General features: G+C 63.1%; 14 protein-coding genes. 6 read left to right on the plus strand and 8 right to left on the minus strand.

All coding sequences use genetic code 11. The features are described 5' to 3' along the window. Positions 1-8 precede the first annotated feature (8 nt). From DK842_RS20640 to DK842_RS20650, 3 genes are all read right to left on the minus strand, one after another. Positions 9-626 carry a hypothetical protein gene (locus DK842_RS20640; protein ID WP_114063151.1) on the minus strand — a complete coding sequence of 206 codons (618 nt, stop codon included), beginning with the start codon at positions 624-626 and terminating at the stop codon, positions 9-11. Between the two features lie 17 nt (positions 627-643). Continuing rightward, positions 644-1,360, minus strand: coding sequence for a glutathione S-transferase N-terminal domain-containing protein (locus DK842_RS20645; protein ID WP_232538546.1), 717 nt, complete (start codon positions 1,358-1,360; stop codon positions 644-646). Positions 1,361-1,428: 68 nt separating this feature from the next. Next, positions 1,429-2,415 (minus strand): nuclease-related domain-containing protein, encoded by a 987-nt coding sequence (locus DK842_RS20650; protein ID WP_114063153.1) that lies wholly within the window; start codon positions 2,413-2,415, stop codon positions 1,429-1,431. A gap of 261 nt (positions 2,416-2,676) precedes the next feature. Between DK842_RS20650 and kdsA the strand changes: the two genes are divergently transcribed. Then, on the plus strand, positions 2,677-3,522 hold the full coding sequence (gene kdsA / locus DK842_RS20655; RefSeq protein ID WP_232538699.1) for a 3-deoxy-8-phosphooctulonate synthase: 846 nt from the start codon (positions 2,677-2,679) through the stop codon (positions 3,520-3,522). Positions 3,523-3,528: 6 nt separating this feature from the next. Here kdsA and DK842_RS20660 read toward each other — a convergent pair whose 3' ends face one another. Then, positions 3,529-4,299: a class I SAM-dependent methyltransferase gene (locus DK842_RS20660; RefSeq protein ID WP_114063155.1), complete on the minus strand. Its 771-nt coding sequence runs from the start codon at positions 4,297-4,299 to the stop codon at positions 3,529-3,531. Between the two features lie 207 nt (positions 4,300-4,506). On the opposite strand from DK842_RS20660, the gene DK842_RS20665 reads away from it, so the two are divergent. Beyond that, a complete protein-coding gene (locus DK842_RS20665; protein WP_114063156.1) occupies positions 4,507-4,854 on the plus strand; it encodes a hypothetical protein in 348 nt (115 codons plus the stop codon). 43 nt (positions 4,855-4,897) lie between these two features. Here DK842_RS20665 and DK842_RS20670 read toward each other — a convergent pair whose 3' ends face one another. Together DK842_RS20670 and DK842_RS20675 are read right to left on the minus strand one after the other, a co-directional pair. Beyond that, the gene (locus tag DK842_RS20670; RefSeq protein ID WP_114063157.1) at positions 4,898-5,521 is read right to left on the minus strand and encodes a 3'-5' exonuclease; all 624 of its coding nucleotides are present in this window, start codon (positions 5,519-5,521) and stop codon (positions 4,898-4,900) included. Beyond that, positions 5,518-5,721: a hypothetical protein gene (locus tag DK842_RS20675; RefSeq protein ID WP_114063158.1), complete on the minus strand. Its 204-nt coding sequence runs from the start codon at positions 5,719-5,721 to the stop codon at positions 5,518-5,520. The genes DK842_RS20670 and DK842_RS20675 overlap by 4 nt, the downstream gene beginning before the upstream one ends. Before the next feature lie 190 nt (positions 5,722-5,911). On the opposite strand from DK842_RS20675, the gene DK842_RS20680 reads away from it, so the two are divergent. Next, positions 5,912-7,918, plus strand: coding sequence for a methyl-accepting chemotaxis protein (locus DK842_RS20680; protein ID WP_168194945.1), 2,007 nt, complete (start codon positions 5,912-5,914; stop codon positions 7,916-7,918). Positions 7,919-7,954: 36 nt separating this feature from the next. Here the strand turns inward: DK842_RS20680 and DK842_RS20685 are convergent, their stop codons facing one another. After that, positions 7,955-9,484, minus strand: a complete 1,530-nt coding sequence (locus DK842_RS20685; RefSeq protein ID WP_114063160.1) for a thioredoxin family protein — start codon at positions 9,482-9,484, stop codon at positions 7,955-7,957. Between the two features lie 133 nt (positions 9,485-9,617). Between DK842_RS20685 and DK842_RS20690 the strand changes: the two genes are divergently transcribed. Next, positions 9,618-10,547: a helix-turn-helix domain-containing protein gene (locus DK842_RS20690; protein ID WP_114063161.1), complete on the plus strand. Its 930-nt coding sequence runs from the start codon at positions 9,618-9,620 to the stop codon at positions 10,545-10,547. A gap of 43 nt (positions 10,548-10,590) precedes the next feature. Further along, complete coding sequence (locus DK842_RS20695) at positions 10,591-11,106, plus strand: NuoB/complex I 20 kDa subunit family protein (RefSeq protein ID WP_114063162.1); 516 nt, start codon at positions 10,591-10,593, stop codon at positions 11,104-11,106. Position 11,107: 1 nt separating this feature from the next. On the opposite strand, the gene DK842_RS20700 is transcribed toward DK842_RS20695, so the two are convergent. Beyond that, complete coding sequence (locus tag DK842_RS20700) at positions 11,108-11,524, minus strand: OsmC family protein (RefSeq protein WP_114063163.1); 417 nt, start codon at positions 11,522-11,524, stop codon at positions 11,108-11,110. A 115-nt stretch (positions 11,525-11,639) separates the two neighbouring features. On the opposite strand from DK842_RS20700, the gene tsaD reads away from it, so the two are divergent. After that, on the plus strand, positions 11,640-12,665 hold the full coding sequence (gene tsaD / locus DK842_RS20705) for a tRNA (adenosine(37)-N6)-threonylcarbamoyltransferase complex transferase subunit TsaD (protein WP_114063164.1): 1,026 nt from the start codon (positions 11,640-11,642) through the stop codon (positions 12,663-12,665). The last annotated feature ends 23 nt before the right edge of the window (positions 12,666-12,688 follow it).

Genomic DNA, 12,688 nt, shown 5'->3' on the forward strand with positions numbered 1-12,688 from the left:
CGCAGGCGTTATTTCGGATGGGACAGCGTCACGATCTTGGCCGATACGCTGCTCTTCATCCTCTTTTCGTCGAGGCCGGAATGCCTCACGGTGGTGACGGCCACCTGGATTTTGCCATTGTCGCCATCCAGCACATTCAAAAACACCTGGCTTCCCTCGCAGGGTTTGCCATCATAGCCGCAGTCGCCGTAATTGCTGTCTTCTTCCGCTTTGAATAGCACTCTTGGCTTCCAGCCATCCAGCACCACCACGTACTGGGCATGGCCGTAACTGCCCTGGCCGGAGCCCGCGCTTCCCAACACCAGCATGTCGCCCTTGCGATCATCCCGGGCAATCATGCCCACATCGCTAGTCTGGCCTCCATACCCGTCCAGCACGATGGCCTTTGCCCTCGCCGGGCGCGCCAAAACGTAGCCCTGCATGAAATTCCGGCCTTGCTCGGGAAACTCAGCCTCAATCACGTAACCCTTCTCGCCGCCTTTCAGCGCTACGGCATGCATGGGGCCAAGCTCTATCTTGCCCACATCGCCCAGCCAGCGCCCGACCTGCGCTTTGGAAGGCTCCGCAGCCTGCGCGGCGGCGCAGCAAAATGCGGCCAGCGCCGCGGCGCGGCCAAACGGGATCATTATTTTCTCCATGCGTTTCAGCCCCGCGCCGGAATCGCCAGCCCGCGCGCGACCGCGGGCCGTTCGCCAAAAGCCAGCAATGCCCGCTGGACATTGGGAAAGTCATCGAAGCCCACCAGCTCGCCCGCGCCGTAGAAACCCACCAGATTGCGCACCCATGGCCAGGTGGCGATGTCGGCGATGGTGTATTCGCCGCCCATGATCCAGGCGCGGCCAGCCATCCGTCCCTCCAGCACCCGCAACAGGCGGCGGGACTCGGCGACGTAGCGGTCGCGCGGGCGCTTGTCCTCGTAGTCCTTGCCGGCGAACTTGTGGAAAAAGCCCAGCTGGCCGAACATCGGCCCCACGCCGCCCATCTGGAACATCAGCCACTGGATGGCTTCATAGCGCGCGGCAGGGTCCTTGGGCAGCAACTGGCCGGTCTTTTCGGCCAGATAGATCAGGATGGCGCCGGACTCGAACAGGGCCATTGGCTTGCCGTCCGGACCGTTGGGGTCGAGGATGGCCGGGATCTTGTTGTTCGGGTTCAGCGACAGGAATGCCGGCGACAGCTGATCGTCGCGCTCGAAGCTGACCAGGTGCGCCTCGTACGGCAGGCCGGTTTCCTCCAGCATGATGGAAACCTTGACGCCGTTGGGCGTCGGCAGAGAGTACAGCTGCAGGCGGTCGGGATGCCGGGCCGGCCATTTGCCGGTGATCGGGAAGGCAGACAAGTCGCTCATATCGGTCGTCATCGTCAGGTTCGAAAGGCATCCACTATATAGGCGAGAAAACCAAATGTCCTGTCCCGCCGCAAATGGCGTCAGGCCAACTCAGGCAACGGTTGGTCGTTGCGGTGCAGTACTTCGGACAGATCGCAGTCCTTGCACTCGACGAACAGGCACTCCTCCTGCTTGCGTAGGCGGGTCTGCTTGCCGCATTGCCGGCAATCCAGCCGGATCGCGGTGTTTTCTCCGCAATCTAGGCATTTCAGGTAGTAGCCGAACTTGCCGTAACGGAATTCCAACCGTTGCGATCCGCACCCCTTGCATAATGTGGCGTAGACCTTGCGCAGCGCCGCCCCGCCGGCCAGGCTACGCAACAATCCGGCCGGCTTCAGCAAGGGGCCGATGTAGGCCAGATGCCGCAGAACCGACGCTTCCGGCTTTGCCGTCGGCGCTGGAGAGGGCGCAGTCATGGGAGCGGCCGGCGCCACCACCATCGACTCGGTGCGCGGCTTGTGCATCTTGGCCAGATACTTGCCCAGAATGCGCCGATGCGACGCGGGAAACGCCGCCTCACCTTGAGTTTTGGCGCGGATGCGCTCCCCGACCTGATCCGCTTTGCACACCTCCGGCACCTCGACGCCCTTGGGCGGAATGAATTGGCCCTTGCTGGAAATGGACACGATCACATCCATCGCCAAACGGTCTATCACCTCCGGTTGCGCGGTGCGGCTACGCAAGTACTTGCGCAGGAACTCCGACTGCATTCTGGCCTGGATGATCGGGGACGCCATGCCCGAAGAGCGGTCGTCGAACCAGCGCAGCCATTGTCCATCCGCCCTCATCTGCAATTTGCCCGAAACGCTCTTGCTTTCGACTATGGTCAAGCCAGCCGGGTGAATCAGCACATGATCCATTTGCGCGGCATCGCCATCCAGTTCCAGCCTCACATCATTGAGGACATATACCTCCTGATCGTCGGCGAAATAACGCCGCAAATAAAAAGCCATTTCCTTTTCCGCGGCGTCGCCGGCTGCCTGCTTCCAATCCTTGGCTTCGAGAAAGACTTTTTCTTTCAAAATCATATTATTTCACAGCCACCATATAATTTATTGGCATTATTGTACTACTGAAATAATGACTTTTAAATTCCACTCTCGCCATGCAAGCCGGACGAGTCCACCCTCCATCATGACGGACAAGGGAAAATTGACGCGGCAACGATAGTACGCAGCCGGATAGCGGGTATATCATGTCGGGGTCCAGCAATGCGGCGAAAAGCTCGATCCGAACGAACAGCACCCCGCTTTCGCATATGTTCTACAAGATATAGGAAAAATCACGTGATCAACGTTCCCATCCAGTCCAACATCAATGTCAGCAATCAGGGCGCTTTCACGCTGTTCGGCGGCATCAATGTGCTGGAGTCCCGAGACCTGGCGCTGCGCGCCGCCGAAGAATACGTCCGCGTCACGCAAAAGCTGGGCATCCCCTACGTGTTCAAGGGCAGCTTCGACAAGGCCAACCGCTCGTCGATCCATTCCTACCGCGGCCCGGGCCTGGAAGAAGGCATGAAGATCCTGCAGGCGGTGAAAGACACCTTCGGCGTGCCGGTGATCACTGACGTGCATGAGCCGTGGCAGGCCGCCCCGGTGGCAGAAGTGGCCGACGTGGTGCAGCTGCCGGCCTTCCTCGCCCGCCAGACCGACCTGGTGGAAGCGCTGGCCAAGACCGGCCGCGCCGTCAACATCAAGAAGCCGCAGTTCATGAGCCCGGCGCAGATCCAGAACGTAGTGGAGAAGTTCGTCGAAGCCGGCAACGAGCAACTGATCCTATGCGACCGCGGCACCTGCCTCGGCTACGACAACCTGGTGGTGGACATGTTGGGCTTCGGCGTGATGAAGAAAGTCAGCGGCAACCGTCCGGTGATCTTCGACGTCACCCATTCGCTGCAACAGCGCGAATCCGGCGCCGCCGCGTCCGGCGGCCGCCGCGCCCAGGTGGCCGAGCTGGCCCGCGCCGGCATGGCCATCGGCATCGCCGGCCTGTTTCTGGAGGCCCACCCGAATCCGGCCGAGGCCAAATGCGACGGCCCCAGCGCGCTGCCGCTGACACAACTGGAGCCCTTCCTGGCCCAGGTCAAGGCCATCGACGACCTGGTCAAGTCCTTCCCCCCGCTGCAGATCGGCTAAACCGCTTTACAGCCGGGCGCAACGATACGCCTCGGTGCGGTAAGGAAACGCCACCTCCTCCCTGCCGCGCAAATCGGGATGGGTGGCGATCAGACGGCGCAACGCTTCGGCGAAGCGCCGTTTTTCATCGTCCGGCAAGGCGGCGATGAAGCTGACCGACAGAAAACGGTCGACGATCACGCGATCAGGCGGGCCGGCATGAGTGTGCGGAAGCATGGTCAAGGCCGGCGCGGCGAAATAGCGGCCGGCTTCGAACGGCCTGCGCCATGCGCCGGAGCGGAAGCGCGGCGTGTCGCCCTCATGCGGGGCCATCAGCCGGGTGATCTCCGCCACCCAGGCGCAGGACTCGTCTCTCACATTCCACACCAAGCCCAAGCTGCCGCCAGGCTTCAACACGCGATGGATTTCCGCCAGCGCGGTTTCGCTGGCGAACCAGTGAAAGGCCTGGGCGCAAACCACCGCATCCACGGCCCCGTCTGGCAAGGGAATCCCCTCAGCCGTGCCGGCCAGCGCAAGGGTGCCAGGCAGACTTTCCTGCAATTGCGCCCTCATCTCGGCCACCGGCTCCACCGCGATTGCCTCGCCGGCCACCCCAGTCAACAATCTGGTGAACTTGCCGGTGCCCGCGCCCAGATCCAGCGCGACGGAGTCTGCGCCCAGACCTAGCTCCCGCTCCAGCCAGTCCGTCAGCGCCCACGCGTATTCCGGCCGGCCGCGTTCATAAGCTTGCGCCTCTTTGGCAAACCCTGCCTGCGCCCGTCCATGCACCGCCGCCATGCCCACGCCTCAACGTTCCATTGAAAATATTTAAATAAAAATAGTATTGATACGTATTTTTAAGTTGCCCATCGCTACCTAATATGAAGCCAAGGCGGCCCACTCAGCTTGGCCTCCGTGTCCGGCTCGCGCCCGCATCGCTCATTCGGCGATCCTGAAGACTCCCCCGGGCCGCCCCTTTCTTTCCAAATCTCCCGGGAGGGAATGATGAGCACCGCCACCGAAACCCAGGCCGCCATCGCGGAAGCCACGGCCACCAAGAGTTACGCCTGGACGCTGACCGCGTTCCAGCAGCACGGTAATCTCTGGCTCAAATGGAGCAGCACCGCGCCGTTCCGCGCCCAACAAGGCCAAATCCACGTTTACGAAGGGACCAGTTTCCCATCCAACCCGCAGGACAAAACCAAGAAATGGACTTGGGACGATGCCCAGAACACCCCATGGGACACCGGCCTGCCCTGGGGCTCCAACTGGTATTGCGCCTACATCGCGGAACGCCCGCCCAACGGCCCTTATGCCTATGTGGTGCAGGTCATCACGCCGCAAGAAAAGTAAGCTGGCCATAAACGACAAGCGGAAGCCCTTGGCTTCCGCTTTTTCACGCCGTCGCCGCGGCCTGCAGCTCTCTCAAATAAGGCTTAACTTTGGCTGCAGCCACCTTCTGCAGCTTGCACATCAAAGCATGGTCGATATCGGCCAGCCGGTATTGCTGCTGCAGCGTATCGCCCAACAGCGTCAGCAGATTGGCGGCCATTTCGGCGTCCGCCAGCGCGCGGTGGGCGCGGCCGGTATCCGGCAGACTGGCCCAACGCGCCAGCGTGCCCAGCTTGTGGTCCGGCGCCTGCGGCAGCAAGCGGCGCGACAACATCAAGGTGCAGGCGAACTCCTGGCTGCGCGCCAGCCCCAACAAGCCAAGCTCGTAGTCCCAGAACTTGCGGTCGAAACTGGCGTTGTGCGCGGCCAAAGGCGTATCGCCGACAAAACGGGCAGCCTCGCGCATCGCCTGCTCCGCGGGCGGGGCGTCCTTCAGCATGGCGTTGCTGATGCCGGTCAGGCGCTCTATCATCGGCGGCACCCAGACGCCCGCGTTCATCAAACTCTGGAAACGGTCGACCACGCGGCCGCCCTCCACCATCGCCACGCCTATCTCGGTGGCGCGGCACTCCCGCCCGGGCGCCGCGCCGTTGGTTTCGAAGTCGATGACGGCTACGCGCTGCCTCATGCCAAAGCGGCCTTGGCCGCCTCTTCCGGCGTCAGGCCGTCAAAGAACTGGTCGGTATACCATTCGGCCTGCTCTTCGATGTGTTCTTGAGCCTCCGCCTCGGTCGCGCCGGCGGCCACCAGATGGGTCTCCACTTCTGCGCACCAAGCCAGCAGCGCCAGCGTTTCCTCGTCCAGTTTTTCCTGTTGTTTCTTCGCCATCGCGATTTCCCGTCAAATCAATGCATTGCCAAAGCGCGCATTCTACCCGGCTTTCTCCTTGAGACAAACGCCAAGCCTCCCGCAGCGCAAAATACCAAATGCAAACCAGTGGAAATTCATGTTGCCGATCGCATGCCACCTGATGGGAATTGGACTATAACGCCAAGGCATGCCCCTAGCGGAGAGGATGATGCGACAGCTGTCAGTCAAGCAGTTGATGATACTCGGCACCTTGATCGTCGCCGTGCCGCTGCTGATAGGCAATGCGATGATCTGGCTCAGCGATACCGCGTTGATGCGCGCGGAAACCGAGCAAAGGCAGCTGGCGGAAGCCACCATCGCCTTCAAGAACACGCGTTACAACGTGGTGCAGATCCAGCAATTCCTGACTGACGCCGCCGCTACCGGCGAAGGCTCCGACGACTATCGCGACGCGGAAACCAACCGCAAGCAGGCGCAGCAGGAGCTGGACAAGCTGATCCGGCTGCTGCCGGAGCTTTCGTCGTCGCTGCAGCCGCTGAAAGGACAGATCGACAAGCTGCACGAGGTTGGCCGCAAGATGGCCGAAGTGTACATCCATCAAGGACGGGAAGCCGGCAACGCCATCATGAAACAGCCCGGCACCGGCTTCGACGACACCACAGACGCGATAAACAAGCAATTGGAACAAGTCGCCGGCCAGCTGGATAAGCAGTCGTCCGCCGCCAGCAGCCGCCAGCGCGACATTCTGGACGACGCCTTCATCGTGAACGTCACCGTGGCCGCCATCGCCATGCTGTTGGTCGTCATCGGCAATTACTACCAGTTCCGCCGCCTGACGCGCATCCTAGGCGGCGAGCCCGCCTACGCCACGCAGGTGGCGCGCGAGATCGCCGCCGGCAACCTGGCGCTGGAAGTGGTCAACCGTTCGAAAGACCCTGACAGCCTGCTGGGCGCGATGAAGGACATGGCCGGCAAGCTGGCCGAATACATGCGGCTCCTGGATCTGGAATCCAAGCAGGTGGCGCAGTCCTCCTACCAGATATCCGACATCTCCAAACACATCACCGACACCTCGCAGCAGGAGCAAAGCCATTCGGCCGATGTCCGTCGCGCCACATCGGACCTGTCCGACACCGCCGAATCGGTGCGCAACATCGCCCAGATGGTCAGCACCCACGCCGATCAGGCCCGCAACAGCGCCGAACAAGGCATGGCCACCATGCGCGGCAATATCGAAGAGATGGGGCAGGCGGTGCACGAAGCCCGCACCGCGGAAAGCAAGATCTTGGCGCTGGGCGAAGCCAACAAAAAGATCCAGCTGATCACCCAGACCATCGCCAGCATCACCGACCAGACCAATCTGCTGGCGCTGAACGCGGCGATAGAAGCCGCGCGCGCTGGCGAGCAGGGCCGAGGCTTCGCCGTGGTGGCCGACGAAGTGCGCAAGCTGGCGTATCACGCCAGCCAGGCCACCGACGAGATCACCTCCATCATCGGCAACCTCAACCAGCTGATCGAAGAAAACACCCGCTCAGTGCAAGGCATCATCGAGCGCACCCACGCCGGCATGGAAAAGGCTGAACAAGCCAGCAGCGCCATTTCCGGCCTAGTGAAGGACATCGACAACAACGTCGACGCCGCCCATCGGATCGGCCAGGCCAGCGTGGAGCAGATGCTGAAACTGACGACGCTGCAGCAGCAGTTGGACACCTTGCTGTCGTCGCTGAACGAAAACTCGCTGAAGGTCCATACCACCGGCGCCATCAGCCAGGATCTGTACCGCGTGACGGAGAACTTGCGAGACATCATGCAACAGTTCCAGTTCGACCCCAACTGGATGGCGACGCCCCAGGCCAACGACAACCGCAAAACCCCCCGAGTCAGCAAGAACCTGCTGGTTCAGGTGCACGAAGGCGAGCGGCTGCGCGACGCCATCACCGCAGACTTCAGCATGTCAGGCCTGCAACTGCGGCTGCCCTTGCCGCTGGATGTCCCGATGGACAAGCCGCTGCAATTGAAGCTGCAACTGCCGCGCGACAGCATCGAGGACTATGTCAGCCAGGAACCGCTGGAACTCAAGGCCAAACTGCTATGGAGCAAGGAAACCGACGAGGGCCATCTGTACGGCCTGACCTTCATCGGCCCCTCGCTGCAGCAACAGGACAGGCTCAGGCAATGCTTCGAATTCTATAGCCAGAGCCCGCACTTTCATTAACCCCGGCGGCGGCCGAAAGCCGCCGACAGGCATGCGTCAAGAACGCAGCGATTTGACCAGGCCGTCGCACACCGGTTTTTGCGCATCCGCCTCTGGCAGCTTTTCGCAGACGCCGCTCAACTGCCCAGCCAGGCGATTGACCGCCTCGGCATGCTCCCTTCCCTGGTTCCAGGCCTTGAGCTTGCCCGCCACCTTTTCCAGCGATCGGCGGCTGCGCTCGTAAAAAGCGCTGCCCGACTTGCCGGCGTCGGCGAACACCTCGCCGGCGGCGGCCTCGATCCGTTCCGCGTCCTGCGGCGCGAGCTCCACCGCGTTGCTGACGTAGCTGGCGCCCCACTGCAGCCGGGTAGCCTGCCCCTCCGACGCCTGATAGGCCTTCTGGTACCAGGAAAGCGCTTCCGGCTTGTCGCCCCTCTCCTTGGCGTTGGAGGCCAGGATCAGCATGTGGTAATACGGCGCGTGCGAGGTTTTCAATTCGCCCTTCAACAGCTTGTCAGACTCGTCCAGCAGACCCGCATCTGCCAGCAGCTCGCCGGCGGCGGTGATCACCGCCTGGCGCTGATAAGGGTTGGAGCTGGCCTTGTCCGCCTCAGCCACTTTGGCTTTCACATCGGCCACTAGGCCGACAGGGAGCGGCTGCTTGGCGTGGCGCTGCTTGTATAAAGACAGCTGCGTGGACGCCGCGCCCAGCCTGTCGCTCCAGGATAGGGTCGGATCGGCCTCCAGCCTTTTCAACTGGACGTCGAGAGCCTGGCGCAACGCGGCGTCGTCGCCCAGCAGCTTCAGCGCGTCGCCAGCGGAATAAATGACGATATCGGCGTTGGCGCGGCTCAGCTTGTCGTCGCCCAACACGTGCAACAAGCGGCTGCGCGCCTGGCTCTTGTCGAAGGAAGGAGCGTCCTTCTCACCCGCCACGGCGGCCAGCGCCTTCAATTGCAGGCGGGTCGCGACGACGGCCGGCTCGGCCGGCACCCGTTCCGCCAGCTTCGTCAGCGTGGCGGGCACATCCAGCTCCGGAATCAGCTGGCCATGATCCACGTCCCAAGCGTAGTCGGCCAACAGTTGCCAGTCGGCCGTGGCCAGCTTGTTGCCGGACAACGCGTCGGACAGCAGAGTCTTCACCGGCTTTACCGCGGACAAGCCCAGCTGCAGCGTGCGCAGATAGCGTTCGGGGTCCACCTCGCCCGGCAGGCGGGTGATCTCCGCGCCGTCCGGGCGGAACAGAATCATGGTCGGGTAGCCGCGCACCTTGAACTTCTCGCCCAGTTGCTGCGCATTCTCGCTGTCGCCGTCCAGGTACACCGGCACGAACTGCCGAGTCGCGGCGATGAAGTCCGGGCGATTGAAGATAGTGGACTTCACCTGATTGCACGGTGGGCACCATACCGCGCCCCAATACAGGAACACCGGCTTGTTCTCCGCCTGCGCGCGCGCGAACGCCGCCGGCACGTCGCCCTGCTGCCAGCTGATGCCGGGCGGCAAGGCATGGCCGTCGATGACGTCAGCATGCGCGATCGGCATCAAACCGGCCAGCGCCAGGGCCATCACCAACAAGGTTCGCTTCATGTCTCAGCCTCTTTCTGTCTTTGTATGCGTGGCGCCATGCTACACCCGATATCCACAAAGCATAAAGACGGACTGGCGATTTGCTTAGCAGCGGCGCGGCAAAAGACGCCAGAACGATACCAATGGAATCCCCATGCCGACTCGCCTATCATCGACAACCATGAGCCGCCTGATCCTGCCGCCGCCGCTATCGCTGAGCGGCATCGTCCGCTACTTCCACATCGAGCATGCCGATGGCGGCGCGCTGCGCATGCCCGCCATGCCCTTCCCCTACATCGGCGCATTGCTGGCCGGCTCCACTCATGCCGAACGAGGCGAGGAGCGCATGGACTCGCCGCGCAGCTTCGCCGTCGGCATGCTGTCCCGCCCGGTGCGCCTGCACATTGAGCCCGGCACGGTGTTTGTCAGCGCGCCGCTGCGCATCGGCCAGTTGCAAACCTTGTTCGGCATTTCCAGCCATGAATTGACCGACCGGATCTGGCCGCTGGACGCCCTGATCGGCCGCGAGGAAGAGGACAAGCTGTTCGACAGCCTGCGCCTGCGCGATGGCCCTTCCCAATGGATGGAGGCCATGTCGGCATGGATGCGGGCTCAGCTGGCGCGGCGGGAGGCCCGATGCGGCCTGGACCGTTGGCAACTGCCCGCCGCGTCGCTATTCCTGGACAGCCAGACGCTGGCGAAACAATCCGGTCTGAGCTTGCGCCAGTTCGAGCGGCGTTTCCTCGCCCGCTATGGCCAACCCCTGCGCGACATGCGCCGCATGGCGCGCTTCTTGCAAGCGATGGGTGGAATGATCCAGAGCCCGGCTACCTCGCTGGCCGACCTGGCGCTGGCATGCGGCTACTTCGACCAGGCCCACCTCAGCCGCGACTTCAAGCTGCTGTCCGGCTTCACCCCGCGCGATTTCGCGCGCGGCATGCATGGCTCGTCCAGCCCGGAGCTGGGCCTGCTGCGTTACGACGAGAACGAAAAACGGCTGGTGCTGGCCAGCGTGGACGCAGATCTGCGGGAGATGCTGGCGGGCGAGGCCGCGGATGTCGCCTCGATGCAAGACGCGGTCTGAGCCGGCGGCGCAGCATGGGGAATCTGCCAAACGGAGAGGCCTGATGAATCACCCCTCGCTGGAAAAAGACGGATTCCTGCTCACCACCCTAGACAGCCTATTCGGCCGCGCCCAAGAGGGCAGCCTGTGGTATTTGTCGTTCGGACTGGCCTGCTGCGCGGTGGAAATGATGCATGCGGCGGCGGCGCGCTACGATATGGACCGCTTCGGCTGGATACCGCGCGCCACGCCGCGCCAGGCCGACCTGATGATCGTGGCCGGCACCCTGACCAACAAGATGGCGCCGGCGATGCGCAAGGTCTACGACCAGATGTCCGAGCCGCGCTACGTGCTGTCGATGGGCTCCTGCGCCAACGGCGGCGGCTATTACCATTACAGCTATTCCGTGGTGCGCGGCTGCGACCGAATCGTGCCGGTGGACGTCTACGTGCCGGGCTGCCCGCCCACCGCCGAGGCCTTGCTGTACGGTCTGATGCAGCTGCAGGCCAAGATACGCCGCAACGACACCGCCAGCCGGCGCGATCTGCTGGATCGCTCGGCAAGCAGGCAGCCCGGCTGAATCAGTCCTCGCGCAGCTCGAAATCGTGGGTGATGTCGGCGGTCTTGCCCAGCATGATGGAAGCGGAGCAGTATTTCTCCGCCGACAGCTTGATCGCCCGCTCCACCGCGTCCGGCTTCAAGCCTTTCCCTACCACCACGAAATGGAAATGAATCTTGGTGAACACCTTGGGGTCGATGTCGGCGCGATCCGCCTCCATCTCCACCCAACAGTCGCGCACGTCCTGACGGGATTTCTTCAGGATGGAGAGCACGTCATAGCTGGTGCAGCCGGCGGTGCCCAGCAGCACCAGCTCCATCGGCCGCGGCCCCAGGTTGCGGCCGCCGCCCTCCGGCGCGCCGTCCATCACCACCGCGTGGCCGCTGCCGGTCTCGCCCATGAAACACACGCCGTCCACCCATTTCAGCCTCGCCTGCATCGCCCTGCCCCCCTTTTTTGATCGAAAATGATCGTCAGACTAACATTGTCGATTGGGCGGACAAAGATTCACCGGTAGAATAGAAAGATTGTCCCGTTATATCCGAGCTGCACCCATGCTGGTATTAGGCATTGAATCCTCCTGCGACGAAACCGGCGTCGCGCTGTACGACACCGACAGCGGCCTGTTGGCCCACCAACTGCACACCCAAATGGCCATGCACGCCGAGTATGGCGGCGTGGTGCCCGAGCTGGCCAGCCGCGACCATATCCGCCGCGCCATTCCTCTGACCGAGGCTTGCCTCGCCGAGGCCGGCAAAACGCTGGCCGACCTGGACGCCGTCGCCTACACCCAAGGCCCCGGCCTGGGCGGCGCGCTGATGGTGGGCGCCAGCATGGCCAACGCGCTGGCCTTCGGCCTGAATCTCCCGGTCATTCCGGTGCATCATCTGGAAGGCCACCTGCTGTCGCCGTTGCTGGCGGACCCCAAGCCGGAATTCCCCTTCCTGGCGCTGCTGGTCTCCGGCGGCCACACCCAGCTGATGGCGGTGCGCGGCGTCGGCGACTACGAAATCCTGGGCGAAACGGTGGACGACGCCGCCGGCGAAGCCTTCGACAAAACCGCCAAGCTGCTGGGCCTGCCCTATCCCGGCGGCCCGCTGTTGTCCAAGCTGGCCGAATCCGGCAGCCCCGACCGCTTCACCTTGCCGCGGCCCATGCTGCACTCCGGCAATCTGGACATGAGTTTTTCCGGCCTGAAGACCGCGGTGTTGACCTTGGTGCGCCAGCAGGAATCCGCCCAGGGCGAGCTGGACGAGCAAACGCGGATGGACATCTGCCGCGCCTTCCAGGAAGCCATCGTCGAAGTGCTGGTGAAGAAATCGCTGGCCGCGATGAAGCTGGCCGGCATGAAGCGGCTGGTAGTGGCCGGCGGCGTCGGCGCCAACAAGCAGCTGCGCGCCGCGCTGAACGAAGCCGCGGCCCGCAAGCGTTTCGAGGTGTTCTACCCGCCCTTGGCGCTGTGCACCGACAACGGAGCGATGATCGCCTTCGCCGGCGCCATGCGGCTGAAATTCGCCGAGCCGGCAGGCGGCTTCACCATCAAGCCGCGCTGGGACTTGTCCAGCCTGCCGGCGGTATAAACCGAACACACATGCCGTCCGTC

The organism is Chromobacterium phragmitis (assembly GCF_003325475.1).
GTDB classification, from domain to species: domain Bacteria; phylum Pseudomonadota; class Gammaproteobacteria; order Burkholderiales; family Chromobacteriaceae; genus Chromobacterium; species Chromobacterium phragmitis.